A 25,342-nucleotide genomic window follows, 5' to 3' on the forward strand; every position below is an offset into this window, starting at 1 on the left:
CGGTCCGCCCGCCCTCCGACGACCGGGTGGTCACCCGCGCCCGACCGGCTGTGAGCTGCGTTACCAATACGTCGACCGGGAATCAGCTCGCCGGTTGCGGGTTGGAGCCAGATATGACCGTCGCACCACTGCCTGCTCAACGTCCGGACCGGCCGGAGATCCTCCGATGAGCGCCCCGCCGCCGGGCGCGCTGATGCCGGGCGACCTGATGAGCCCCCGGCAACGCGTACGGCTCATCCTCGTCCTCGGCTCCCTGATCGCGGTGGGGCCGCTCACCATCGACATGTACCTTCCGGCGCTGCCGGCCATCGCCGAGGACCTCGCCACCAGCTCGGCGGCGGTCCAGTTGACCCTCACCGGCACGCTGGTCGGGCTCGCCCTGGGCCAACTGCTGATCGGCCCGCTCTCCGACGCCGTCGGTCGGCGCAAGCCGCTGATCGCCGGCACCGCGCTGCACATCGTCGCCTCGGTGCTCTGCGCGCTCGCCCCGAACGTCGCCGTGCTCGGCGCGCTGCGGGTCGTCCAGGGCCTGGGCGCCGCAGCCGCCGCCGTGATCGCCATGGCCGTGGTCCGCGACCTGTTCAGCGGTAGGGCCTTCGCGCAGGTGCTGTCCCGCCTGCTGCTGGTGATGGGGGCCGCGCCGGTGCTCGCGCCGACGCTCGGCAGCGAACTGCTGCGCTGGACCCGGTGGCAGGGCGTGTTCGCCGCGCTCGCCGTCTTCGGCGTCCTGCTGATGCTGGTCGCCGTCTTCGGTCTGCGGGAGACGCTGCCGCCGGCCCGCCGTCAGCGCGGCGGCGTCATCCCCACCGCGCGTCTCTACCGCTCGCTGCTGCGCGACCGGCCCTACGTCGGGCTGGTGCTCGTGGCCGGGCTGGCGATGTCGTCGATCTTCGCCTACGTCAGCGGCTCCTCGTTCGTCCTCCAGGAGCAGTACGGCCTCGACGAGCAGCAGTTCGGTTTCGCCTTCGGCGCGGGCGCCATCGGTCTGATCGCGGCCACCCAGGCCAACGTACGCCTGCTGCGGCGCTACTCGCCGCAACGGATCCTGGCCGGCGCCCTGCTGGTCGGCACCGTCGCCGGTCTGGTGCTGCTCGGCCTCGCCGCGACCGGGCTCGGTGGCCTGCCGGCGCTGCTCGCGGCGCTGTGGGTGGTGCTCGCCGCCGCCGGCCTGGCACTGCCGAACGCCCCGGCCGTGGCGTTGACCCGGCACGGCGAGGCCGCCGGCACCGCCTCCGCGCTGCTCGGCGCGGTGCAGTTCGGCGTCGGTGCGGTGGCCGCGCCGATGGTCGGGGTGCTCGGCAACGGTGCGCTGGCGATGGCCGTGGTGGTGGCCGGTGGCATGGCGTCGGCGCTGGTCGTGCTGCACCTCGTGGTGCGACCGTCACAGCTCGACGCTCCGGAGCCCGACGCGAAGCCGCTGGCTGTCGCGGTCCACTGACCGCCGGTCCGGTCGGCGGCCGTGCCGGTCGAGGGCCGTGCCGGTCGAGGGCCGTGCCGGTCGAGGGCCGTGCCGGTCGAGGGCCGTGCCCGTCGGCGGCCCGGAGTGGGCTGCGGCTATCGGTGCGCCTCGCCCGTCTCGACGAGGCGGGCGAGGTTCGCCAGCGACATCCGGGTGCCGGTCTCGTTGTCGGCGGCGGGGACGGCGTCCGGCACGCCCTCGTGCACGACGTGCACGTCGGTGCCGCCGTCGGCGTCGGTGAGCGTGGTGGTCATCGTCATGACACCGCGCAGGGCGGGATCGTCGGTCTCGAACTCCAGCACCTCCACCACCAGCTCGTCCGGCACCAACCGGCGGAAGTGGCCGTGGTAGGTGTCGGTGTGCGCCGCCGTCTTGCCCGTGGCGTCGGGCGCGTCGTAGGTCAACGACACCCGGAACGCACCGCCCTCGCGGGCCTCGAAGTGGTGCACCTGGCCGGTCATGCCCTCCGGCGCCCGCCACACCGCGACCGCGTCGGGGTCGAGCAGGGCCCGGTAGACCGCCGGGCGGGGTGCCCGCACGTGCACGGTGATCTCGGTCGTGTACATGGGCGGACGGTACCGGTCACCGGTGACGAAACCGGCGCGCACCGATCCGTGTCGCAGGCGTGCTCTACCGTCCGACGGCGTGAACGCAGTGCAGACGTACCGGTATCTCGCCCCCTCCGCGCTCGGCGGCGGCGCGCTCGCCCTCCAGACCAGCGGCGGGCCCACCCCGAATCCCCGTTTCTTCCGTGGTTTCCTGACCACGCCGCAGGCGGCGGCGGTCGGCCTGCTGGCGGTAGCCGAGGTGGCCCGCACCCGCTACCACCGGCCGGTCGACCCGGCCAGCCTCGACCCGGTGGTCACCGGCAGCCGCGACCGGCTGCGCTTCGAGTCCTTCTCCGGCTGCTGCGGCGTGTACGCGCGCCTCGACGCGCTTCCCGAGGGCCTCGACGGTGACGTGGTCGAGCACGGCACCACCAACGTCGACGTCAACACGCCGCTGCGGGAGGCACTGTCCCGGGTCGGCGGGCTGGACCCGTTGCACCTGTCGGTCGGCCCCGACGACCTGACCGTGTCGACGATGGACGGCGAGGTGGTCGAGAAGAAGGTCCCGCTGCCGAAGCGTTGGCTGCGCGGCTTCGCCGAGGTCCAGGTGCTCGCCGCCCGCTTCGAGCCCCGCGCGGAGCTGTCGGCGGCCGAGGCCACCACGTTCCTGCGGCGACTGCCGAAGGGCGGCAGCCGCTCGGTGCTGTGGGTGGTGCCCGCCGGCCGGTCGCTGCGGTTGACCTCGCGTCCGGTCCCCGGGGCGGTCTGCCTGGCCGGGCCGAGCCGGTTGGTCGCGCTGCACCCGATGCTGCGCTTCGCGAAGACCCTCCGCGTGTACGGCCCGACGGTCCAGGCCGGTTCCGCGCCGCTGCCCAGCGTCTGGGAGCTGGACACCGGGGCGCTACGGCTCTCGCTGACCCTCTCCCCCGAGCCCTACCGTGGCTTCTCCGGCGAGGGCGCGGCGCTGACCGCGCTGGCCGGTGACGACGTGGTCGACGACGCCGAGCTGGTCTCCGCGCTGCTCTCCTGGGACCCGACCGTCGACGTGGACCGGTTGGCCGGTGAGGCGGGCATCGACGCCGACCGGGTCCGGGGCGCGCTGGCCCAGCTCGGCACCGCCGGCCGCGTCGGGTACGACGTCTCCGAGGCGGCGTACTTCCACCGGGTCATGCCCTACGACGCGGGCCGGGCCGAACGCGACAACCCCCGGTTGGTCGGCGCGCGGGCGTTGCTCGACGCCGGGGCGGTGCAGGTGGACGGCGCGTCGGCCACCATCCGCAGCGGCGACCAGGTCTACCGGGTCCGGCTGCTGCCCGACGGCGCGCTCACCTGCACCTGTCCCTGGTGGGCCAAGCACCGGGGACAACGGGGGCCGTGCCGGCACGCCCTGGCCACCCGCATGATGGTCACCAACCGGGTCGAGGAGCGGGTGTGAGGCGTCCTACGCAGGTCGACATCATCAAGAGCATGCCGCGACGGCGGCGGGAGTTGGCCGAAGGCGGCACCAGTGACCTGTTCGACCTGGTCGGCAACGGCTCCGCCGAGCAGGTCGCGGAGGCGCTGGTCGGGCTGCCCGAGCCGCTCCGCCGCGAGATCGGTGTGGAGCTGACCGCCTGGTTCAAGAAGCGGGACCGGGAGACCTGGTGGACCGCCGGGCCGGGCACCGCGCTCGCGGTCGCCGTCGTCGGTTGCCTGCCGACCGCCGCCCAGGCCGCCGCGATCATCGGGCGCGCCTCGGTGCCGGTGGACGGCACCCGGGCCGCAAGGCTCGTCCTCGCCGTCGCCGAGGAACGCGGCGTCACCTGGCTCGGTGACCTGGCATACCGGGTGGCAGCGCGGTTCGGCCAACGAACCTGGGTCGACGGCTGGCTGTTCGTCGCCGCGTTGTTGCAGGCCGAGGGGTCACCGCCGCCCACCGACGACCGCTCGGTGCAGCTTTGGCTGAGCGCCGTGCAGTTCCCGGACCGGGGCCGCCGAGGTGCCCCGACCCCGGTGGCGGACCGGATCCGCGACGACCCGTTCCTGCCGGCCATGCTGACCCGGCTGTTCGAGGTGGACGGCATCGGCACCCAGATGATGTTCGACGTGCACTGGAAGAGCTGGGACGAGCCGAAGCGGCACGCCCTGCTGACCGCGCTGACCCAGCTCGCCGCCGAAGGGGTGGTCGACCGGGCGGCACTCGTCGACGGCGCGCTCGGCCGCCTGCTACGGGGCGACCGGCCCACCGCGCTGCGCGCTTTCACCACCCTGCTCGGCCTGCTCGCGCTGAGCACCGCCGAGATCGCCGCCCACGCCACCGACCACCTGCGGCTGCTCACCGACGCGCCCGCGCCGGTGGCCACCATGGCGCAGAAGGCGCTGCGTCAGGTGCCCGACCTGGGGCTGGAGTCGATCCTCGACGCCTCCCGTCAGGTGCTCACCCGCCCCGACAAGGCGCTGGTCCGCACCCAGCTCACCTGGCTCGACAAGCTGGCCCGCCAGCACCCCGACCGGGCCACCGAGATCGCCGAGGTGATCGCGCTCGGCGCTGACCATCCCGCCGTCGAGCTGCGCGACCGCGCCACCACCCTGGCTGCCCGCCACGGCGTCGCGCCGGTCCCACCCGACCTCGGCCCGGCGGTCACCGGCCCGCGCGGCGACGACCTGCCCGCCCCAACGCCACCCGCCCCGGCCCCCGAGCCGATCACCGACGTCGACGAGCTGGCCGAGGAGGTCGCCGCGCTGCTCGGCACCCGGTACGAAGGCGCGTCGCTGGAACGGATCCTGGACGGACTGGTCCGGCTCACCGCCACCGACGCCGTTCGGGTACGCGCCGCCCTCGACCCGGTGCTCGAACGTCGACACTGGTCGTGGGCGAACGAGCACCGGTACGATCCGCTCTGCCTCTGCCAGGTGCTCGTCGACGTGTTCACCAGCGCCGGAGTGGAGCAGCCCGCCCAGCCCCGCTCCCGATGGCAGGCGCTGCTCGCGGCGTTGCGCCGCAGCGAGCCGTCAGCACCGGAGCTGGTCGGCACGAATCCCCGGGTGCCCCCGGTGCACCGGCTGCTGCGCGCCCGGCTCGTCGAGATCGGCGCACACGTCACCGACCGCGGCGACACCGGACTGCTGGCACTGCCCACGTCCGCCAACGGCGCCCTCGACCCGTTGGTCCTGGTGGAACGGCTCGCCGCGCTCGGTGCGCGTACGCCCGGGCACTGGGATCTGACCCAGGCGTTGCTGCGGTTGCCGACCGACGCCGACGAGGCGGTCGCCGGCAAGGCGGTCGCCGGCAAGGCGGCGGCGCTGGGCACCCCGGCCGGTGACCGCCTCGCCGCCTGGTTGCGCGACGGTGGACTGCCGCAACCGGTGATGCGGCAGAGCACCCTGCACCGCAAGCGCAAGGGCCAGTACAACTGGGACCACCCGTACATGCCGCCGGAGCGGCTGCTGGTCGAGCTGAGCCCGCCCGACGGCCACGCCGACCCCGACGGGCTGCTCACCCTGCACCCGACCTCGATCGGCGTGGAGCACACCGGCTGGGTGAATCTGTGGCCCACACTGCTGCCCGGCCACCGGGGCGTCGTCGCCGCCTCCGTACTCCCCCTCGTCGCCAACACCGCCGACCTGGACCAACGCGACGGCACGGCGGTGCTGCCGCTGCTCGCCGAGGCCACCGGACCCGGCGGGATCGCACTCGACCTGGCGATGGCGTACGGCCTCGGGGCCCGACACGCCCCCGACCGCGTCGCCACCCTGGACGCCCTGCTCACGCTCGCCGCCGCCGACCAGCTCGACGCAGGAGGCACCGGCACGGCGCTCGGCACCCTGGCCACCGGGGAACGGGTCAAACTGTCGCGGGTCGTCGAGCCCCTCCGCGACGCCGCCCAGGCCGGCGCACCGCTGACCGTGTGGCGGCTGCTGGCCGCCACGCTGCCCGCACTGCTCACCGCGCGGACCGCGCCACGCGGCACCATCGACATGCTGACCCTGGCCACCGAGACCGCCACCACCACCGGGGTACGCCTCGACGTGCCCGGCCTCGCCGAGGTGGCCGCCCGAGGTGGATCCAGCCGACTGGTCACCGAGGCCCGCCGCCTGCACCAGGCGCTACAGAACCCGTGAACGAACCGCCACCGATGACAGACCGCGTGCACGAACCGCCACCGACGACGCAGACCGCCCGGGCCGCACCCGGGCGGTCTCCCGCCGACAACTGGCGGCGGTTCTGGCGGCGCTCTCCGGACGTCGACCCCGAGCCGGTCGACCTGCACCAGGCGCTCGCCGTCGGCCTGTCGGCCCTGGCCGTCGGGGCGATCGTCGGTGTCGCCCTGGTGCTGCTGATCCCCTACCACCCGCCGACGCTCATCCTCCTGGCCACGCTGTCGCCCGTCCTCCACCAGCACGCGGAGGGGGTGCGCCATCGCTGGTGGGCCCTTGCCGCCGGCCTGTCGACAGGCGTCGCGACCGGTCTCGGTCTCGACGCCCTGCTGGAGACGGTCATCGGCGCGGAGTGGGCGACGGTGGCCGGCCTGCTGGTCGGCAGCGCGGTCGGCATCCTGACGCATGCGGGGACAACCCACCTCCCGGTCCGCACCCTACGATGAGCGGGAACGACGTCCGAGCCGCCGTCAGGATCAGCCGGTCCGACCTCAGCAGCGGCGTTCTCCCCTGGCAGGTTCTCCCATGCCCACCTCTTCGGCCTGGCGGGTCGCGATCGCAGCGTTCCTCGGCGCGGTGTTCGGCACCACGATCGGCGCGACCTGGCGAGCATTGAGTGAGCAGGACCGGCCCGCCGAGGACACGATCGGTCTGCTTATTCTCGCCCTTGTCGTCGGGCTGCCGACGATAGTAGTGGTGAGCTGGGTGCTGCTGGCGCTGACCGGACCGGCCTGGGTGGCTCCGACGGTCACGATCGGCGGACTGGCCGCCGGAGGCTTCGCTCTCGGCCTCTACCAGCAGACCATCGACCCGTCCGGATTGCCGCCAGTCGCGGTCTACGCATCGATCTGGGGCACGTGCTACGCAGCCGTCGCGCTGGCCTGCCTACCCCGTGTGCTCCGACCGGTCCGGGTCGGCATCATCGCTCTGCTGGTGGCGCCGCCCGTCCTGTTGCTCGTGCTCTGAACGGACAGCCGGCACACATCCTCAAAGGACGGTCGATGTGCTGCTCGGACCCGCTCAGAGAGGACCGCCGGCCGGCTCCGAGGAAGCCAGCAGCCGCCGGAGTACCCCGATGTCGGCGACGTCCTTCTGCCGCCATGGCCGACCGTTGCGCAGGTGCGGGTACTGCTCCTTCATGGCCAGCATGCCCGGGACACTCATGGCCAGCACCGGCGTACCGTCGAGCGTCACCAGCTCGTCGTCGAACGATCCTGGCGGGAACATCCAGTCCGAGAACCGTCCCAACGGCTGGTGGAACCACCCGTCTGGACGCCGGTCGAAGTAGGCGGTGCTGAAGGAGACACCGTCCCAGGTGAACTCGCACGACTCCACTGGCGGCTGGGTCGCCAGCGCCGTGGCGCCGGCTCCCACGAGCAGCGCCTTCGACCGGTCGGCGTGGATACGCTCCACCCAGAACTCCACGTCGCCGTGCTCGCGGGTGATACGACCGATCCGCGCGTCGAGTCCCCAGCCCCCGAACAACCATGCTGCGACATCGGCTGCCCGCAGGACCGCCACGACCTCGCGAATGACGCGTAACTGCCCGTCGGTCTTCTCATCCACAACCTGATCCTGCCCGGTGCCGAGCCCGCCTGTGGACCCCGTCCGCGTTCCCTCTGCGCCAGGAGCGCGACAGGATTCCCTGATCGTGGCAGTGTGGCTGGCCGACACGCCGACGTGCGAACAGCCACACTGCCACGATGAGACGCGGACCGTTGCCACGGCCAGGTACGCCCACCGGCCGCCGAGCAGGTTACCGATCCCGAGCAGGGTCACTGCCACGCCCTGCCACAGCAATTCGTACACGGTCAGGTGCCCCGTCCGGGACGTCGGCCGACTCTGCCGGCCCTCGGTGCGCAGGAGGTTCACCGCACGCGCCGTGAACAGCACACCGGAGATGAGACAGAGCCAGCCGGCGACGAGGTTCAGCATCGGCGGCACGGAACCTCCTGGAGACATGTCCGACCAGCCCAGACCGGACAAAGGCGATAGCTCGATCCCCACACCACTGTGGACGTCACGCATGCCGAGCGGGAGTCCGATGACCAACGCCAGCGCCGTCCCGAGCACCTTCATGGATGTTGCTGTCTCGCTGCCGGCGGAGGCAGCAACATCCATGAAGGTGTGGTCTGGGACCGGTGGCGACCCACGTTTCGGCGCGACTGGCGCGAGGGGCAGGCTGATCCGTCTGTGCTGTCAGCTCGATAGGGGCCGAGGTCATGGAGGTCACCACTGGCGCGCCGCTCACCCTGCGCTGAGCACAGGCCGGGTCGACTGGCGGGCGCGGGGTAGCGTCGGCTCGCATGGGGATCTTGGGCAGGGACACGAAGGACGCCGGGCGACTGGTGCGACCTGCGGAGACGGGTCGGTGGGTGGTACCCGTGCTGGTGCCGCTCGTGGTGGTCTTCGTCGCGTACGCGTGGATCGTTCCCGACGGGCTGGGTGAGGCCGCCCGCAGTGTCGCGGTGGCGACGGCCTGGGGTGCGGCCCTGGTCGGCACGCTGCTCGTGACGCTGCTGGTCCTTCTCGCGGTCACGGCGGCCCGGCGTGGCACCGCAGCGGTACGGCGGATCGTGGCCGCACCCGGCACCTGGCTCGCGGTCGCCGTGGTCGGCTACCTCGTGCTGCTCACCTCCGTCTCCGGACGGATGGCGCCGCTGCCGGTGTTCGACGCGCTCGATCGGCACTGGCAGGGCAAGGTGCTCGACCTGGTCTGGCTGGCCGTCCTGTTCGGCATGTTGCACCGGTGGGCACGCGCCGAGGCGGGCCTGCGGCTGAGGATCACGCCCGGCTCGGCCCGGCCGGCGCTGCTCACCATCGCCGTCGTGTTCGGGGTCTTCGTCGGGCTCACCGCGCTGGCGGTCGCGCTGGATCCGTCGGCCGCCACGGCGGTGGGCGCCGAGCAGGTGGCCTTCAACGCCACGATCCCGAACCTGACCGAGGAGTTGATCTGGCGAGCCGCGATGATCGCGGTGCTCGACCGGGCCTTCGGTACGCCCTGGGTCGTCCTCGGCGCGCCCGTCGGCTGGGGCATCGTGTTGACCAGCGTGGTCTTCGGCGCCGGCCACGGCATCCTCGTCGACCTCGACGGCGTCTGGGGCTTCAACGTCGCCGGTGGCCTCTTCGCGACCGTGATGGGATTGGCGCTGGGGTGGATCTGGGCGCGTACCGGCAGCGTGTGGCCCGCGTTCCTGCTGCACTGCGCACCGGAACTGGGGGTGGACGTCGGCATGCTGGTCGCCGGGTGAGTCGGCGTGGGCTCCCGACGGCGTACCGGCGGGAGCCCACCGGCTCAGACGGCGTGGCGCTGGGCCCAGTCGAGGGCGTAGTCGGCGACCTGCTCCCAGCCGGGCTCCGCGCACGTCCAGTGTGAGCGCTCGGGGAACTCGTGGAAGTCGGTGACGGTGCCGGGCGCCTTGTAGTGGTGGGCGTTGGAGCGGTTCACCGAGGCCGGCATGATGTGGTCCTTGCCCCCGGCGATGAACAGCAGCGGGGCGCGCCCCTCGTTCCGGAAGTCGACCCAGGTCTCCTGCTTGCCGGGGGTGAAGTTGGCGAGCAGGCCGTAGGACCAGACCCAGCTTCCCGGCGCGGCGATCGCGTACCGGTCGTAGGCGGCCCGGGCCTCGTCCTCCGGCAGGGTGTTGGTGAACGCGTAGTGGAACTGCTCCGGGGTGAACCCGGCCGCGCGGTGACGCTTGGCCGGGTTGTTGAGGATCGGGAAGAGCGACTTGATCTGCGAGGGCGGGTTCACCCGGATGCCCTCGGGCGGCGCCGAGTTGATCACTACGCCGGCCGCGCCGTGTCCCCGGTCGAGCAGGAGCTGGGTCAGGGTGCCGCCGAAGGAGTGACCCATGATGATCGGCTTCTCCGGCAGCGCGGTGATGACCTTCTCGAGATGCGCCACGGTCTCCGGGACGGTCACCGTCGCGATCGGCGTCGGGTCGGCGCGCAGCGCCTCCACCTCCACCTCGAAGCCCGGGTACGTCGGCGTCAGCACCGTGTGCCCCTGCGCCTCGAAGTACGGCACCCAGTGTTCCCAACTGCGCGAGGTGACCCAGAGGCCGTGCACCAGGACGATCGTGCTCATGCGTCGTACTCCTTCAGAAAGGCCAGCAGGTCCTGGCCGAGCTGCTCCTTGTGAGTGTCGGTGATGCCGTGCGGCGCGCCCGGGTAAACGACCAGAGTCGCGTCCTTGATCAGCGCGGCGGACGCCTTGCCGCCGACGTCGAAGGGCACGACCTGGTCGTCGTCGCCGTGGATGACCAGCGTCGGCACGTCGAACCGGGCGAGGTCGGCCCGGAAGTCGGTGGCCGAGAAGGCCGCGATGCTCTCGTACGCGTTGCGGTGCCCGGCCTGCACGCTCTGCCGCCAGAACGCGTCCCGGATCCCGGCCGAAATCTCCACCCCGGGCCGGTTGTTGCCGAAGAACGGACCGTCGGCGAGATCCCGGTAGAGCTGCGACCGGTCCGCCAGCGACCCGGCCCGCAGGCCGTCGAAGACCTCCCCGGGTACGCCGTCCGGGTTGTCGTCGGTGCGCAACATCAGCGGGGGTACGGCGGAGACCAGCACCGCCTGTGCCACCCGCGAGGTGCCGTGCCGGCCGATGTACCGGGTGATCTCTCCCCCACCGGTGGAGAACCCGACGACCGTCGCGTCACGCAGGTCGAGCGTGTCGACCAGGGTGGCCAGGTCGTCGGCGTACGTGTCCATCTCGTTGCCGTGCCAGGTCTGGGTGGAGCGCCCGTGCCCGCGTCGGTCGTGCGCGATCACCCGGTAGCCGTGCGAGGCGAGGAACAGCGCCTGCGCCTCCCAACTGTCGGAGTTGAGCGGCCAGCCGTGGCTGAGCACGACCGGTCGTCCCGTACCCCAGTCCTTGTAGAAGATCTCCGCGCCGTCCGCGGTCGTGACGAAGGGCATCCTGCCGTCCTTTCGCTGCCTGGGCGAGAAATGTCGCACCGATCGCGCGGCCCGGGTTTCGTGTCGGCGCACGGTTCTTGCGCCTGGCGGCACACCGGTTCAGCGCGAGCGGGCCGGTTCCGGAACACGGGTGGTCGGCCGCGTCGCGGCCAGTTGGCGCGGGGTCAGCCCGAAGGCCGCCCGGAAGCGGTGGGAGAAGAAGCTCGGGCTGGAGAAACCCCATGCGCGGGCCAGCGCGGCGATGGAGGTGTACCGCCGGTGCGAGGCGGTCAGGTCGGCGCGGGCACCCAGGAGGCGCTGCTCGATGATCGACTGTTCCAGGCTCTGGCCCATCTCCTCGTACAGCTTGTAGAGGGCGCGCAGCGAGATGGCGTTGGCGGCGGCGGCGGAGACCACCAGCGCCCGCATCAGCTCGACCGACGCGGCACCGAGTTCGGCGGCGGCAGCGGTGGCGGCGAGCGGGTCGGCCTGCGTGGTCATCCGGATGACGTGGTCCCGCACCAGGTCGTACATCGGGCTGCCCGGTAGCGTCCGGGCCGCCTCGTGGATCAGGTCGCGGGGTACGCCGAGCCGGTCCACGTCGACGTGCAGCGCGTACGACGCCCCGCCGCCCTGCCAGCCGTAGACGTACGGCAGCGACAGATCGACCAGCATCAGGTCACGCGGCCCGAACCGGCGGTCCTCGCGCGCCCAACTCAGGTGGTTGTCAGTGCGCAGCGGCACCGCCAGCACGATCGAGGTCTCGGTCTCCGCCCGGGACATCCGAGGGGTACGCCGCAGCGTGGTGCCGGACGCCTCGATGTTGAAGACCTTCGCGGGCCCGAAGTCGAAGACGGTCATCCGGGCGTGGATCGCGTCCGGGTCCTCGAACGACGCCATGCTCGACGAGCAGTTGGCGCTGACCGTGGCCTGGAACGCCTCGGCGCGCTCGCCGACCGGCAGGTTCCCGGTGTCCAGCACGAGCATGCTCCCTCCCTCCGTCGGATCGAAACCTAACGCTGGCCCGACGGGGCGGGGAGGGCTGTGAGTGCACGGGCGCGACCGACAGTGCACGGATGCGGGGGCGGCCCATCGCCGTGCGACGGACCGCCCCCACGGACCGGTCGGTGGGTCAGCCGGCCGAGGCGGGGAACCGTTCCCAGACCCGGTGGTCGGCCATCAGCCGGTGCACTCCGGTGAAGACGTCCCCGCCGGAGTCGGCGCTGACGACGCCGGAGGTGCCGGCGACTCCCGCCTGCTCCAGCACGGAGACGCCGGGGCCCCAGGCACCGATCGCCTTGGCGTGCCGCCAGCACTCCTCGACCATCAGCAGCACCCGGGGGTCCACCGGGGCCGCGCCGGCCGGCGCGGCGGGGGCCGGCGGCGCGTCCGGTGCCGGGGCCGGTGCGGCGGCGACCAGCAGCGCGTCGAGTTCGACCGACCGGCCGGTGGCGAAGCTGCGCTGCGCCGGCAGGTCACCGATCAGGCCGCCGTGCGGGGCGATCAGCAGCGGCACCATGTCGGCGGCGAGGACCGCCTGGCGCACGTCGCGGACCGTGTCGAGATCGGCCTCTGGGTCGACGACGATGCCGACCACCCGCCCGTCGGCCGGCCACTGCCGCCCCACCTGGGACAGCGCGGGGCTGGGCGTGACGTCGGCCAACGGCACGGTCGGCTCCGGAGCGGGCAGCCCGAGACCGGCGGCGACCCGGGCACAGAGCACCGGGTCGATGTTGGCCAGGCACTGGAGCTGCCGTTCCCTGATCTCCCGGTGGTAGCACCTGCCGAGCTCGAAGGTGTAGGCGGCGACGATGTGCTCCTGCTCCACCGGGGACATGCTCAGCCAGAATAGTCGCGTCTGGCTGTAGTGGTCGTCGAAGGACGCCGGGTTGGCCCGGACCTTCGGCGCCTCGGCCACCCGCACCGGCACGTCCACGAAGGCGTTCTCGGCGTCGCCGGCCGGGAACGGGTTGCCGCCGTCGAGCGAGTTCGGCCGGTACGGCGCCACCCCGGCGTGCACCGCGTGCTGGTGGAGGCCGTCGCGCAGCATGTCGTTGACGGCCGCGTGCGGCCGGTTGATCGGGATCTGCGAGAAGTTCGGGCCGCCCAGGCGGGTGAGCTGGGTGTCGACGTACGAGAAGAGTCGGCCCTGCAACAGCGGATCGTTGGTGACGTCGATGCCGGGCGGCAGGTGACCGAGGTGGAAGGCGACCTGCTCGGACTCGGCGAAGAAGTTCGTCGGCGTACGGTTCAGCGTCAGGCTGCCGACCACCTGCACCGGGGCGAGTTCCTCCGGCACGATCTTCGTCGGGTCGAGCAGGTCGATGTCGGCGAACGTCTCCTCGGGGGTGTCCGGGAGGATCTGGAGACCGAGTTCCCATTCCGGGAAGGCGCCCGCCTCGATCGCGTCGTACAGGTCGCGTCGGTGGAAGTCCGGGTCGATGCCGGCGAGCATCTGGGCCTCCTCCCACACCAGCGAGTGCACGCCCAGCTTCGGCTTCCAGTGGAACTTGGCCAGCACCGTCTCTCCCGCCTCGTTGACCAGGCGGAAGGTGTGTACGCCGAAGCCCTCCATGGTCCGGTACGAGCGCGGGATGCCCCGGTCGGACATGTTCCAGATGACGTGGTGCTGCGCCTCGGTGTGCAGCGAGACGAAGTCCCAGAACGTGTCGTGTGCGGCCTGGGCCTGCGGGATCTCGCGGTCCGGGTGCGGCTTGCCGGCGTGCACGATGTCGGGGAACTTGATGGCGTCCTGGATGAAGAAGACCGGCATGTTGTTGGCGACGAGGTCGAAGGTGCCCTCGTCGGTGTAGAACTTCGTGGCGAAACCCCGGGTGTCGCGCACGGTGTCGGCCGAGCCGCGTGACCCGAGGACGGTGGAGAACCTGACGAACACGTCGGTGGTGCGGCCCTTGCGGAGGAATCCCGCCCGGGTGACCGCCTCGGCCCCGCCGTACGCGGTGAACACGCCGTGCGCGCCCGCGCCCCGGGCGTGCACGACCCGCTCCGGGATGCGCTCGTGGTCGAAGTGCGTGAGCTTCTCGCGCAGGTGGTGGTCCTGGAGCAGCACCGGTCCTCGGGGACCGGCCTTGAGCGAGTGGTCCGTGTCGCGCAGCCGTGCCCCCTGCGCGGTGGTCAGGTAGGCGCCCTGCTGACCGTTCGCAGTGGCCGGAGCGCCGGTGCGCGCGCCGGTCGGCGTACGGGTCTGCGGGCTGCCCTGCTCCGGCTTGGGCGGCAGCGGGTCCTGCGGCGTGGTCGGCTCCGGCACCGTCGGCTCGGCGCTACCGGGTTTGCCGGGCACCTCCGGCGTCCGGGCGTCGGTGACCTTCTCCGCAGCGGACTCCACCGCTTCCTTGACCACCTTTGCGGGATTGCGGGCATCCATCTCGGCGACTACCTCCTGGAACATTAGGACCGGATGGCATCGCGGTACCCTGGCCGGAGTCGGCAAAACAGGGCGAACGGTATGAGTCTGGTGAGGCCCGTCCCTCGGTGCGCGGCTAGGTCCGGCGGGCGTGCACGCGTTCGATGGCGCCGTGGATGAGTCGTTCGGTGGCGACGACCTCGACGTCGAGCTGTCGCAGGGTGTGCAGCGGGCGGCGGGTGTAGTGCTCGCCCTGCAACGGCACGCTGACCAGGTTGACCACGTGCTGCGCGGCGCGCAGCAGCGGGTGGGAGGCGGCGATGTGGTCGGCGAGCAGCAGGTCACCGCCGGGCCGCAGCACCCGGACCGCTTCGGCGAGGGCGGCCCGCTCGTCGGGAACGCAGCACAGCGCGAAGGTGCAGACCACCGTGTCGAACCGCGCGTCGGGAAAGGGCAGCGCGGTGGCGTTGGCGGCAGCCAGCGCGACCGTACGACCGAGGTCGGCGGCACGCCGCCCGGCCGCGCGCACCATCCGGGGACTCCAGTCGACGCCGCTCAGCCGCACGTCGGCCGGGTAGTGCGGCAGGTTGAGGCCGGTGCCGACGGCCACCTCCAGGGTCTGCCCGGTGGCGCGCCGGCACACCCACCGGCGACTGGTCCCGAGCAGCCGACGTTCCGCCGAGGCGGTCCGCCGGTCGTACCCGGTGGCCCGGTCGTCCCAGTAGTGGATGAGTCGGTCACGCCGTCGCATGTGCAGCACCCCGCTCTCCCGATCGCCCCCACCGCGACCCGGGCATCGCCCCACCCCGATCGTGCCACCCGCCCACCACGCCCGACCACCCCCGGCTCCAGGCCGACAGCCGGTTGATCAAGAGGTTTTGGCCCTGCGCACCGAGGTGTCGTGACCAGAACTCCTTGATCGACGCGCCGGAGCGGGGGGTGGGCGGGGGGCGGGGGGCGGGCAGCGGGCGGGCGGTGGGCGGTTTACCGTCAGGAGGAGCGGCGGCGGCGTAGCTCGGCCGCGACCGGCACGAGCAGCGCGACGCCGAACAGCCCGGCCAGCCCCCACGGCTGGTGGTCGGTGGTCGCCTCGACCCGGCGGGCCGCGCCGGAGGTGACCAGCTCGCCGTGGATCCGGTAGTCACCGACGGCCGGGGCGGGCAGCGTCATCGGGACCCGCACGACGCGTTCCTCCCCGGCGGCGAGATCCGGCGTGTCCGGGGACGCGACGAAGCCGGTCGGGTCCGGTCCTCGACCGACGGTGAACGACAGCGCCACCGCCACCGGCACCGGCTCGTCGTTGCGCAGCCGCAGCACCACGGTCCGCTGCGCGGCGGCACCGAACAGGGCGGGCCAGCCGCCGTCGCGTTCGACGTGTGCCCCGACGACGACCGGGGGGCGGGTTCCGGTCTGCCGGACGGGGCCGCCGGATCGCCGGGTCGCGCCGGTCACGCGCAGCGGCGCGGTCGCCGCGAGCCGACCCTCCATCGTGCGCACCCGCACCTGGCAGGGGCAGCCGTCGGGCGGCGCGGCGACGGTCAGCGGCGTCCCACCGGCACCGGTGCCGGGCAGGTGGATCTGGGCGGAGGTGTCCACCGCGCAGCGGGGCGGCGTACCCGCGTCGCACAGCTCGATCACGACGGTGCCGGCAGGCCAACCGGTGAGCCGGACCAGCACCTGCTCCCCCGGTCTCGCCTCGGCCCGGTCCAGCGTCACCCGGGGGTCCGGCGTCGGGGCGCCGGTCAGGGCGAGGCCGGCGAGCAGGGCGACGGCACCGTACGCGAGCCACCTCATGCCGGCGTCGACCGGCGACGCCGGATCGCCCGCACCCGGCTGACCAGCAGCGCGCCGAGGGCGGCGAGCAGCACCGCCGTCCAGACCCAGGGCACGGCCCAGGTCGCGGCGGTGCGGTGCACGGTGGGCAGCATCCGGTCCGGGGTGGCCGGGTCGACGGCCACGTCGGCGGCCAGCCGTCCGGCCGGCACCACGCCGTTGATCTGTTCGGTGACGGTGATCGCCGCGCCGGGCAGCAACTCGGGCACGGTGACCGGCTCGGTGCGGGCCAGTCCGATGCCGAACGGCGCGGTCAGGCGGACCTGGGTGGTGCCGGTCAGCCGGGTGTTGCCGGTGTTGCGCAGCCGGTAGCTGACCACGACCGGCCCGGTGCCGAACGGGTTGACCGGGTTGTCGTAGCCGATCCGCATCGCCTCCACCTGGAGGCCGGGACGCACCGGTCCGGCGACCCGCAGATAGATCCGGGCGGCCACGCGACGGTCGAGCCTGACCTGCCCGCCGCCCTCCGCCACCTGGGCGATCGAGGCGACCACACCACCGGCGTGGTCACCGGGGCCGGCGTTGGCCGGTACGCCGATCCGGAACGGCAGGATCACCTGCTCGCCCGCCGGCACCCGGTAGGTGCGCTCGGCGAACTGCGTCCAGGCGCCCACGTCCACCGCCGGACGGCTGGCCGGTTGCAGCGCGAAGCCGCCGTCGTCGGTGGTGAAGGCGTCGGCGCCGTACACCGCGAAGGTCATCGCGGTCGTGCTCAGGTTGGTCAGCGCCACCCGGTCCTCGATCACCTGACCGGGTTCGGCGTCGTGGACGAAGTAGCTGCGGCCGGTGGGGCCGGACGGTCCGGACGGCTGCACCGCCCAGGTGAACCCGGCGTCGCTCGGCGACGGTGACGGCGCGGGAGCCGGCGCGGCGAGGGCGACGGCCGGTCCGCCGGCCAGCACGCTGGCGAGGACGGTGAGGACCAGGGTCGCGGCGACCAGGTGCGGGGAAGGGCACCTCGTCATCGATCTGCGCACAACAAGATGCCCTTCCACGCGTCAGGACAGGGTGAGGGTCAGGGTGGCGGTGTAGTCACCCGGACCGGTGGCGGCCGGGACCCCGAGGCCCAGGTCGGCACCGCACCGGAAGCTGCCGGCGCTGGCGCCGGCGGCGGAGCCGCACAGGGTACGGGCGCTGCCCAGACCCGTGCCGTCACCCGGGTTGGCCCGCCCGCCCGGGGTGACGACCCCGGACGAGCCCACCAGCTTGTCGGCGAGCACGGACGCGTTCGGCGTCCAGCCGAGGTTGTCGGCGGCGATGGTGCCACCGAGCGCGCTGGTGAAGTCCTCCACCTGACCGACCACGTTCCAGCCGGCGTTGGTGCCGCGCAGGTCGCTGACGGTCACCGCGTTGAGCGCACCGTCGGCGACCCCGCCGGGGTACACGGCCGACAGCGCCACGGCACTGCCGGACGAGGTCAGCGTCAGCGGACCGGACTGGAGCACCGTGGCGGTGATCTCCTGCTCGGCACCGCTCGGGCCACCGGTGGCACCCCGGAAGGTGATCGGGGTGAAGGTGTCCTGGCTGCGGTCGCTGGAGGCGTGTGCCGCGAACGTCAGCACGTAGCACTGGGTAACCGTGCAGTCGACCGTGTCGCCGTTGCCGTCGGTGTAGCTCGGCACCAGGTCCAACGTGGTGGAGAAGGTGCCGTCGGCGGCGAGCCTGACCTGCGCCGCGGACGACGAGGCGTTCTTGTGCACCCACTTCACCGGCTTGTACGGGCGGGAGTTCGTCCAGTGGTTGTCGACCTTCGGGCCGAACGCCACGTAGACGCCGACGCCACCGTTGGCGTCCGGGTCGAACCCGGAGCCGGTGACGGTGACCGACGTCCCCTCGGGGTCGAGGGCGGCGGACGGGTCCACGGTCACCGACGGGGTGGCGGGGCCGCCGCCGCCCGTGCCGGTGGTGAAGGTGAACGACGTCGGGTCCAGCGCCGTACCGGCGGTGAAGAAGCCGGCGAAGGCGGTGGCCCCGGTCTCGGTCAGCGTGGTGGTCAGGTTGCTCCAGCTCACCGAGTCACCCGAGACGGTCGGGCTGGTGCCGCCGGTGCCGAGGGTGGCGATGGCGGCCTGCTCGATCTGCACCGGCTCGAACCCGCCGCCGCTGACCTCCAGGTCGACGTCGGCGAGCAACGAACCGCCGGCGCCGTCCACCACCACGGTGGGGTTGGCCAGGGTGATCTTGAAGAAGTGCGACGGGTACGAGAACACGACCGTGCCGCCGTAGTTGACGGTGGTCGCGCCGGTGGCGCTGTCGTACGTGCCGCCGGTGACCGGGAACTTGAAGGTGCCGTCCGCGTTGCGGGTGGCACCGTCGGCGACCCCGATCGGCGGGTTGCCGTTACCGGTCGAGACGTACGCCCGGAACGAGCTCTTGAAGCCCCAGTCGAGGCTTCCCGCGGTGACGTCGGCCGGTGCCGCCGTCGCCGGGGCCACCACGGCCAGTGACGCGGCGGCGCCGAGCACGGCTGCCGACGCCCACCGGTACGACCGTCGGCGGATACCGCCGGGTCTGGGTACGGACATGAGTCTTCCTCTCGGAGGGGGCAGGGCCCGATTAGGTTAGGCTCACCTAATCTTTTGCGAAATCCTCCGAACACCCTCTTGCGGAACCTGCAAGATCTACTTAGGTTAGCCTAACCAATCTTCGGAGGTCACTCATGCCTGCCCGCCTCGCCGCCGCCCTGGTCAGCGTGGTGCTGCTGGTCATCGGCGCCCTCGCGGCCGGCCCCGCGTACGCGGACACGGTCGGCAGGGGCCCCGACGGTCAGCGGCTCTCCGTCACCCGGACGAACGCGATCCCCCTCGCCGGTGCCACGGTCACCGTCTCCGGCTCCGGTTACGACACGGCCAAGGGCGTCTACGTCGCGTTCTGCGTCGACAACGGCGCCGGTGCGCCACCCTCGCCCTGTGGCGGCGGCATCGACACCAGCGGTGCCAGCGGCGCCTCGCACTGGATCTCCTCGAACCCGCCCGCGTACGGCGAGGGGCTGGCCGTCCCGTACGGCTCCGGCGGCTCGTTCAGCGTCCGGCTCCGGCTGACCGCGACGATCGGCGACGTGGACTGCACCGTCCGGCGCTGCGTGGTGGCCAGCCGCAACGACCACACCCGCAGCTCGGACCGCTCGCAGGACGTCAAGGTCCCGGTCACCTTCGCCGCACCGGCGGCCAGCCCGACCACCCGGGCCGCCGCCCCCGCGTCGTCAGCCCCCGGCGGCACCACTCGGACCTCCGCCGCCCCGGCACCGGCCGTCTCCGGCGCGCCCGCCGGCACCACTCCTTCGACCGGCGCCGTCGAGGGCTCGGCCCCGGCCGAGGCGGGTACGCCCACCGGTGCGGGCGGCACCGGCACCGACCCGGTCAGCGGCGACCAGCAACTGCTCACCACCCAGGTCAGCGACAGTGGACCGGCCGGGCGCTGGTTCACGGTCACCGTCGCCGGACTCGCCGTACTGCTGGTCCTGCTGGTGGTCCTGCGGATCCGCCGACGTCGGCAGGCGCAGCGGTGAGGCGCGTACTGCCCGCCCTGCTGGCACTGCCCGCGCTGCTCGGTCTCGTCGCCTGCGACGCCGTCGCCGGCACGCCGGGCGCCACCCCGGCGACCGGCTGCGGGCCCGCCACCGCCGTGGTGACCGACACAGACGTGGTCCCGGTCGGCGGCGATCCCGGCAGCAGTCTGCCGGCCACCGTGGACTCGGCCGACGGGACGACGGTCACCGTCACCGACGCCAGCCGCGTCCTCGCGGTGAACCTGTACGGCTCCATCGCCGAGATCGTCTTCAGCCTCGGCCTCGGCGGTCGGGTGATCGGGCGGGACACCTCCACCACCTTCGCCGCCGCCGCGCACCTGCCGGTGGTCACGCCGGCCGGCCACGACCTGGCCGCCGAGGCGGTGCTGCGGCTGAACCCGACGGTGGTACTCGCCGACACCAGCATCGGCCCGCCCGAGGTGCTCACCCAACTCCGTCGGGCCGGTATCCCGGTGGTCCTGATCGACGACGAGCAGAGCCTCGCCGCGATCCCCCGCAACATCCGGTCCATCGCCGCCGCCCTCGGCGTACCGGCGGCCGGGGAACTCCTGGTGTCCCGGGTGGAGGGAGAGATCGCCGAGGCCCGCCGCAGCGCCCCGGCGGACGGCCCGCCGCTGCGCATCGCGTTCCTCTATGTCCGGGGCACCGCCGGGGTGTACCTGATCGGCGGCAAGGGCGCCGGCTCCGACGAGATGATCCGGGCGATCGGCGCGACCGACGCCGGCACCGAGATCGGACTGTCCCGGTTCCGGCCGCTGACCAGCGAGGGCCTGATCAACGCGGCACCGGACGTCATCCTGGTGATGACCGACGGGCTGGAGTCGGTCAAGGGCGTGGACGGCCTGCTCGCCCTGCCCGGCGTCGGCCAGACCCCGGCCGGTCAGCACCGCCGGATCGTCGACATGGACGACGGGATGCTGCTGAGCTTCGGGGCGCGGACCGGCCGCACCATCCAGGCCCTCGCCGAGGCGGTCCACCGACCGTGCACATGAGACGGCCCCTGCTGCTGGTCGGGCTGAGCGTCGCCCTGGTCCTGCTCTGCCTGGTCGCGGCCGGCACCGGGCAGGTCCAGGTGCCGCCCGCCGAGGTGCTCGGCTCGCTGCTGCACCGCATTGGGCTCGACGTCGGGCCATTGCCGAGCGCCCCGCACGGAGAGAGCGCACTCTGGGTGGTGCGCTTCCCCCGGGTCGTGCTCGCCGTCGTCGTCGGTGCCGCGCTCGGCTGCGCGGGCGCGCTGATGCAGGGCGTCTTCGGCAACCCGCTGGCCGAACCGGGCGTCATCGGCGTCTCCTCGGGTGCTGCGGTCGGTGCCGCCACGGTCATCATCACCGGTGTCGCCACCCTCGGCGGCTGGACCGTCGCGGTCGGGGCCTTCCTCGGCGGCCTCGCCGCCACCGCCCTGGTCTATTCGATGTCCCGCACCGGCGGACGCACCGAGGTGGTCACGCTGGTACTGACCGGCATCGCGGTCAACGCGGTGGCCGGCGCGCTGATCGGCCTGCTGATGTTCTTCGGCGACGCCGACGCCGTACGCGCCATCGCGTTCTGGCAGCTCGGCAGCCTGGCCCAGGCCAACTGGGCGGCCGTGGGAGTGACCCTGCCGTGCGCGGCCGTCGGCATCGCGATCGCCGTCGCCACCGCCCGCCGCTTGGACCTGCTCGCCCTCGGTGACCGGTCGGCCCGGCACCTGGGCGTCCACGTGGAACGGTTGCGACTCGCCATGATCGGGGTGACCGCGCTGCTCGGCGCCGCCGCGGTGGCCTTCACCGGCGTGATCTCCTTCGTCGGGCTGGTCGTGCCGCACCTCGTCCGGATGGTCGCCGGGCCGGGTCACCGGCTGCTCCTGCCGGCCAGCGCGCTGGGCGGGGCCATCGTGGTCGTCGCCGGGGACCTAGCCGCCCGCACCCTGGTCGACTACCAGGAACTGCCGCTCGGCGTGCTGACCGCCGTGGTGGGTGGCCCGTGCTTCTTCTGGCTGCTGCGCCGGACCCGGGCCCGGGCGGGAGGATGGGGATGAGACGGACGGTGCCGGAGGTCGGTCGCGAACCGATCGGTCTGCGGGTGGACCGGTTGGGTGTCCGGCGCGGCGGCCGACCGATCCTGACCGACGTCACCCTCGACGTCCGGGGCGGGGAGCTGCTGGCGCTGGTCGGGCCGAACGGCGCCGGCAAGAGCACCCTGCTCGGCGCCATCTGCGGTGACCTGGCCCCGGCTTCCGGTGACATCGCGTTCGCCGGTCGGCCGCTGCACCGGTGGGCTCCGGTCGAGCTGGCCCGGCTCCGCGCCATGCTGCCGCAACGCGCCACCATGACGTTCCCGTTCACCGTCGGCGAGGTGGTCGCGATGGGCCGTGCCCCGTGGGCCGGGACCGGGTACGCCGCCGAGGACGACGACGCGGTCCGTGAGGCCCTGCGGCTGACCGGCACCGAGTCCTTCACCGACCGGGTCTTCTCCGCGCTCTCCGGCGGTGAGCAGGCGCGGGTGGCGTTGGCCCGGGTGCTCGCCCAACGGACCCCGATGCTCCTGCTGGACGAGCCGACCGCCGCGCTCGACCTGCACCACCAGGAGTTGGTGCTCCGGCTCGCACGCGAGCGGGCCCGCCAGGGCGGCGCGGTGGTGGTCGTCCTGCACGACCTGGCGCTGGCCGCCGCGTACGCGGACCGGATCGCCTTGCTGGCCGGTGGACGGTTGGTCGCCGACGGGCCACCGGTCGAGGTGCTGACCGCCGACCGGCTCAGCGACGTCTATCAGCACGAGATCGAGGTGCTGCCGCATCCGCGTACGGGGGTGCCGCTGGTGGTGCCGGTCCGCACCGACGAGTGACGGCCCGCTGGTGGTGACCGGCGGGCCGTCGTACGTCGCACGGGATCAGCTCGCGTCGGGACGCGGGGTCACGCCCAGCGCCGCGCACGCCTCCCGGTACATCCGGGCGGCCTCGGCCCGGATCTGCCGCCGCTCGGTGAGCGGGGCGCTGAAGGGCACCCGCACCGCGACCGGAGCCCCCTCCACGGTGGCCGCGAAGTACATCGCCTCGGCGTCCATCCCGGACATGGTGGCCGCGGTGGCGGCCGGTGCACCGCCCAGCCCCTGGCAGATCAGCCGGCAGTCGTCGGCGTGGTCGGTGTTCATGTGCCGCATCACGGCAGACACGACCTCGGGCGGGAACGGGTTCGGCGCGCTCACGCGGCACTCCCCCGCACCACGTCCCGGCCCAGCTCGGCGATCATCTCGGTGTTCAGCCGGTACGCCCACGACACCTCGTCGAGGAAGCGTTGCCGCTCGACCTCGTCCCACGGTGCCGTGTCGAGCAACTCGCGGTAGTGCTGCTTGAAGTCCTTCGCGTCCAGGTCCGGGAAGAGGAAGAACCGGACGCCGTCGGTGTCGAGCCCGAACGTGCGGCGTACCGCCCGCACCATCACCTGCCCGCCGGAGAGGTCGCCCATGTACCGCGTGTAGTGGTGGGCGACGAAACCCGCCGGCCAGGTGAACGCGACCTCGCGCAGGCGTTCGTGGTACTGCCGGGTGGCGGGGCTCGGCGCGATCCGGCTGGCCCAGTCGGGGCCGTGCAGGAACCGCAGGTCGTCGACGATGCGGGGCAGGCGGTGCAGTTCCTCGACGACGAACGGCCCGGCCACCGGGTCGTCCCGCATCGCCTCGGCGGCCTCCTCCAACGTCTGGTAGACGACGTGGAGCTGCTCCAACAGAGCCGCGTACCCGGTCCGGTCGAGCTGCCCCGACAGCAGGGCGTCGAAATACGTCACGTTCTGCGCGGCCCGGTGGTCCGCCCTGGTCAACTCGCGCACCTGTGCGGCGAACCCCATGAACACCTCCTGTTAGGTAAGCCTAACCTATCATGATCACAACCCGGTGGGGAGAGGGCACCAGGTCAACATTCCAGGAAGGTAAACCCTTGTACCGCTTGGTCGGCTGGCCTGGCGCGGTCCACGACATCTTGCGACGCTAGTGATCGTGTATGACTACGACCTGTTGGTACTGGGCTCAGGGCCGAGCGGTCAGAAGGCCGCCATCGCCGCCGCCAAACTCGGCAGGCGGGTGGGCGTCGTGGATCGGCGCGACATGCTCGGCGGAGTCTGCATCAACACCGGCACCGTCCCCTCGAAGACCCTGCGCGAAGCCGTCCTCTATCTGACCGGACTGAGCCAACGAGACCTGTACGGCAGCAGCTACCGCGTCAAGGACGAGATCACCGTCAGCGACCTGGCGGCCCGCACCCAACACGTGATCAACCGACAGACCGACGTCATCCGCAACCAGTTGACCCGCAACCGGGTCACCCTGATCACCGGCACCGGCCGCTTCGCCGACCCACACTCGGTCTGGGTCGACGGCGGCTCCGGACGGGACTCGAAGATCACGTTCGACAAGGCCATCATCGCCGCCGGCACCCGCCCGGCCCGGCCGGACAGCGTCGACTTCGACGACCGGACCATCGTCGACTCCGACGGCGTCATCAACCTCCAGGCCGTGCCGCGCAGCATGGTCGTGGTCGGCGCGGGCGTGATCGGCATGGAGTACGCCTCCATGTTCGCCGCGCTGGGCACCAAGGTGACCGTGGTGGAACGCCGCGAACGGATGCTCGACTTCTGCGACGAGGAGATCATCGAGTCACTCAAGTACCACCTGCGCGACCTGTCGGTGACGTTCCGCTTCGGCGAGGAGGTCGCCGCGGTGGAGAAGCACCAGAACGCAGCACTGTGCGTACTCAAGAGCGGCAAGCGGATCGTCGCCGACACGGTGATGTACTCGGCCGGACGGCAGGGCCAGACCGACGGACTGGACCTGGAGGCGGCCGGGCTGACCGCCGACCGGCGCGGCCGGATCGAGGTCGACGCGAACTACCGGACCACGGTGGAGAACATCTACGCCGTCGGTGACGTGATCGGTTTCCCGGCGCTGGCCTCCACCTCAATGGAGCAGGGCCGGTTGGCCGCCCAGCACGCCTGCGGCGAGCCGGAACGCCCGATGCACGAGTTGCAGCCGATCGGCATCTACACCATCCCGGAGATCAGCTTCGTCGGGAAGACCGAGGACGAGCTGACCGAGAGCGCCACGCCGTTCGAGGTGGGCGTCGCCCGCTACCGCGAGCTGGCGCGCGGCCAGATCGTCGGCGACTCGTACGGCATGCTGAAGCTGCTCGTCTCACCGGACGACGGTCGGCTGCTGGGCGTCCACGTCTTCGGCACCGGGGCGACCGAGATCGTCCACATCGGACAGGCGGTGATGGGCTGCGGCGGCACGGTCGACTACCTGGTCGACACGGTGTTCAACTACCCGACGCTGGCCGAGGCGTACAAGGTGGCGGCGTTGGACGCGTCCAACAAGATCCGCAACATCACCCGGATCGACAACTGACCGCCCGGCCTGGTCTCGCCGCTCCCCTCCCGGCAGCGGCGAGACCAGGCTCCGGTGGCAATCGCCCTCGCTCGCCGGCCCCGTGCCCACAGGCCAGCGGGCTGACGGGCTGACGGGCTGACGGGCTGACGGGCTGACGGGCTGACGGGCTGACGGGCTGACGGGCTGACGGGCTGACGGGCTGACGGGCTGACGGGCTG

The 25,342-nt window shown here is 72.6% G+C and carries 23 protein-coding genes; 11 read left to right on the top strand and 12 right to left on the bottom strand.

Annotated elements, in window-relative coordinates; genetic code table 11:
• Nucleotides 1–166 precede the first annotated feature (166 nt).
• Entirely contained in the window at nucleotides 167–1,438 is a 1,272-nt protein-coding gene (locus ACWDVW_RS19235; RefSeq protein ID WP_449950587.1) for a multidrug effflux MFS transporter, read from the top strand.
• Nucleotides 1,439–1,554: 116 nt separating this feature from the next.
• On the opposite strand, the gene ACWDVW_RS19240 is transcribed toward ACWDVW_RS19235, so the two are convergent.
• Nucleotides 1,555–2,025 carry an SRPBCC family protein gene (locus tag ACWDVW_RS19240; RefSeq protein WP_449950590.1) on the bottom strand — a complete coding sequence of 157 codons (471 nt, stop codon included), beginning with the start codon at nucleotides 2,023–2,025 and terminating at the stop codon, nucleotides 1,555–1,557.
• A gap of 79 nt (nucleotides 2,026–2,104) precedes the next feature.
• Between ACWDVW_RS19240 and ACWDVW_RS19245 the strand changes: the two genes are divergently transcribed.
• The 4 genes from ACWDVW_RS19245 to ACWDVW_RS19260 all read left to right on the top strand — a co-directional run bounded on the left by ACWDVW_RS19245 (nucleotide 2,105) and on the right by ACWDVW_RS19260 (nucleotide 7,110).
• Complete coding sequence (locus ACWDVW_RS19245) at nucleotides 2,105–3,442, top strand: SWIM zinc finger family protein (RefSeq protein ID WP_449950593.1); 1,338 nt, start codon at nucleotides 2,105–2,107, stop codon at nucleotides 3,440–3,442.
• Entirely contained in the window at nucleotides 3,439–6,108 is a 2,670-nt protein-coding gene (locus tag ACWDVW_RS19250; protein WP_449950596.1) for a hypothetical protein, read from the top strand. Before ACWDVW_RS19245 ends, ACWDVW_RS19250 begins: the two co-directional genes overlap by 4 nt.
• 14 nt (nucleotides 6,109–6,122) lie before the next feature.
• A complete protein-coding gene (locus ACWDVW_RS19255) occupies nucleotides 6,123–6,590 on the top strand; it encodes a hypothetical protein (protein WP_449950599.1) in 468 nt (155 codons plus the stop codon).
• Between the two features lie 79 nt (nucleotides 6,591–6,669).
• Complete coding sequence (locus ACWDVW_RS19260; RefSeq protein ID WP_449950602.1) at nucleotides 6,670–7,110, top strand: hypothetical protein; 441 nt, start codon at nucleotides 6,670–6,672, stop codon at nucleotides 7,108–7,110.
• A 54-nt stretch (nucleotides 7,111–7,164) separates the two neighbouring features.
• Here ACWDVW_RS19260 and ACWDVW_RS19265 read toward each other — a convergent pair whose 3' ends face one another.
• The gene (locus ACWDVW_RS19265) at nucleotides 7,165–8,265 is read right to left on the bottom strand and encodes a nucleotidyltransferase domain-containing protein (protein ID WP_449950605.1); all 1,101 of its coding nucleotides are present in this window, start codon (nucleotides 8,263–8,265) and stop codon (nucleotides 7,165–7,167) included.
• A gap of 185 nt (nucleotides 8,266–8,450) precedes the next feature.
• On the opposite strand from ACWDVW_RS19265, the gene ACWDVW_RS19270 reads away from it, so the two are divergent.
• Nucleotides 8,451–9,395 (top strand): CPBP family intramembrane glutamic endopeptidase, encoded by a 945-nt coding sequence (locus ACWDVW_RS19270; protein ID WP_449950608.1) that lies wholly within the window; start codon nucleotides 8,451–8,453, stop codon nucleotides 9,393–9,395.
• Nucleotides 9,396–9,439: 44 nt separating this feature from the next.
• Here the strand turns inward: ACWDVW_RS19270 and ACWDVW_RS19275 are convergent, their stop codons facing one another.
• The 8 genes from ACWDVW_RS19275 to ACWDVW_RS19310 form a co-directional block, all read right to left on the bottom strand.
• Nucleotides 9,440–10,234 carry an alpha/beta hydrolase gene (locus ACWDVW_RS19275; protein ID WP_449950611.1) on the bottom strand — a complete coding sequence of 265 codons (795 nt, stop codon included), beginning with the start codon at nucleotides 10,232–10,234 and terminating at the stop codon, nucleotides 9,440–9,442.
• Nucleotides 10,231–11,064 (bottom strand): alpha/beta fold hydrolase, encoded by an 834-nt coding sequence (locus ACWDVW_RS19280; RefSeq protein ID WP_449950614.1) that lies wholly within the window; start codon nucleotides 11,062–11,064, stop codon nucleotides 10,231–10,233. Before ACWDVW_RS19280 ends, ACWDVW_RS19275 begins: the two co-directional genes overlap by 4 nt.
• 99 nt (nucleotides 11,065–11,163) lie before the next feature.
• Nucleotides 11,164–12,030 carry an AraC-like ligand-binding domain-containing protein gene (locus ACWDVW_RS19285; RefSeq protein ID WP_449950617.1) on the bottom strand — a complete coding sequence of 289 codons (867 nt, stop codon included), beginning with the start codon at nucleotides 12,028–12,030 and terminating at the stop codon, nucleotides 11,164–11,166.
• Nucleotides 12,031–12,175: 145 nt separating this feature from the next.
• The gene (locus tag ACWDVW_RS19290; protein ID WP_449950674.1) at nucleotides 12,176–14,428 is read right to left on the bottom strand and encodes a catalase; all 2,253 of its coding nucleotides are present in this window, start codon (nucleotides 14,426–14,428) and stop codon (nucleotides 12,176–12,178) included.
• Between the two features lie 115 nt (nucleotides 14,429–14,543).
• Complete coding sequence (locus tag ACWDVW_RS19295; RefSeq protein ID WP_449950620.1) at nucleotides 14,544–15,158, bottom strand: class I SAM-dependent methyltransferase; 615 nt, start codon at nucleotides 15,156–15,158, stop codon at nucleotides 14,544–14,546.
• Nucleotides 15,159–15,397: 239 nt separating this feature from the next.
• Complete coding sequence (locus ACWDVW_RS19300) at nucleotides 15,398–16,201, bottom strand: hypothetical protein (RefSeq protein WP_449950623.1); 804 nt, start codon at nucleotides 16,199–16,201, stop codon at nucleotides 15,398–15,400.
• Nucleotides 16,198–17,205: a WxL protein peptidoglycan domain-containing protein gene (locus ACWDVW_RS19305; protein ID WP_449950626.1), complete on the bottom strand. Its 1,008-nt coding sequence runs from the start codon at nucleotides 17,203–17,205 to the stop codon at nucleotides 16,198–16,200. The genes ACWDVW_RS19300 and ACWDVW_RS19305 overlap by 4 nt, the downstream gene beginning before the upstream one ends.
• 33 nt (nucleotides 17,206–17,238) lie before the next feature.
• A complete protein-coding gene (locus ACWDVW_RS19310) occupies nucleotides 17,239–18,765 on the bottom strand; it encodes an HtaA domain-containing protein (RefSeq protein ID WP_449950629.1) in 1,527 nt (508 codons plus the stop codon).
• Between the two features lie 134 nt (nucleotides 18,766–18,899).
• On the opposite strand from ACWDVW_RS19310, the gene ACWDVW_RS19315 reads away from it, so the two are divergent.
• From ACWDVW_RS19315 to ACWDVW_RS19330, 4 genes are read left to right on the top strand one after another with little or no spacing between them, the layout of a single operon-like run.
• Nucleotides 18,900–19,748, top strand: coding sequence for a hypothetical protein (locus ACWDVW_RS19315; protein WP_449950631.1), 849 nt, complete (start codon nucleotides 18,900–18,902; stop codon nucleotides 19,746–19,748).
• Entirely contained in the window at nucleotides 19,745–20,761 is a 1,017-nt protein-coding gene (locus ACWDVW_RS19320; protein WP_449950633.1) for a heme/hemin ABC transporter substrate-binding protein, read from the top strand. The genes ACWDVW_RS19315 and ACWDVW_RS19320 overlap by 4 nt, the downstream gene beginning before the upstream one ends.
• On the top strand, nucleotides 20,758–21,786 hold the full coding sequence (locus tag ACWDVW_RS19325) for a FecCD family ABC transporter permease (RefSeq protein WP_396748508.1): 1,029 nt from the start codon (nucleotides 20,758–20,760) through the stop codon (nucleotides 21,784–21,786). The genes ACWDVW_RS19320 and ACWDVW_RS19325 overlap by 4 nt, the downstream gene beginning before the upstream one ends.
• Nucleotides 21,783–22,592 carry a heme ABC transporter ATP-binding protein gene (locus ACWDVW_RS19330; RefSeq protein WP_449950637.1) on the top strand — a complete coding sequence of 270 codons (810 nt, stop codon included), beginning with the start codon at nucleotides 21,783–21,785 and terminating at the stop codon, nucleotides 22,590–22,592. The genes ACWDVW_RS19325 and ACWDVW_RS19330 overlap by 4 nt, the downstream gene beginning before the upstream one ends.
• Before the next feature lie 45 nt (nucleotides 22,593–22,637).
• Here the strand turns inward: ACWDVW_RS19330 and ACWDVW_RS19335 are convergent, their stop codons facing one another.
• On the bottom strand, nucleotides 22,638–22,952 hold the full coding sequence (locus tag ACWDVW_RS19335; RefSeq protein WP_449950640.1) for a DUF2470 domain-containing protein: 315 nt from the start codon (nucleotides 22,950–22,952) through the stop codon (nucleotides 22,638–22,640).
• Nucleotides 22,949–23,590 carry a biliverdin-producing heme oxygenase gene (locus ACWDVW_RS19340; RefSeq protein ID WP_449950643.1) on the bottom strand — a complete coding sequence of 214 codons (642 nt, stop codon included), beginning with the start codon at nucleotides 23,588–23,590 and terminating at the stop codon, nucleotides 22,949–22,951. The genes ACWDVW_RS19335 and ACWDVW_RS19340 overlap by 4 nt, the downstream gene beginning before the upstream one ends.
• A 148-nt stretch (nucleotides 23,591–23,738) precedes the next feature.
• On the opposite strand from ACWDVW_RS19340, the gene sthA reads away from it, so the two are divergent.
• Entirely contained in the window at nucleotides 23,739–25,142 is a 1,404-nt protein-coding gene (gene sthA, locus ACWDVW_RS19345; protein ID WP_449950646.1) for a Si-specific NAD(P)(+) transhydrogenase, read from the top strand.
• Nucleotides 25,143–25,342 lie beyond the last annotated feature (200 nt).

This window comes from Micromonospora sp. NPDC003241 (genome assembly GCF_053589795.1).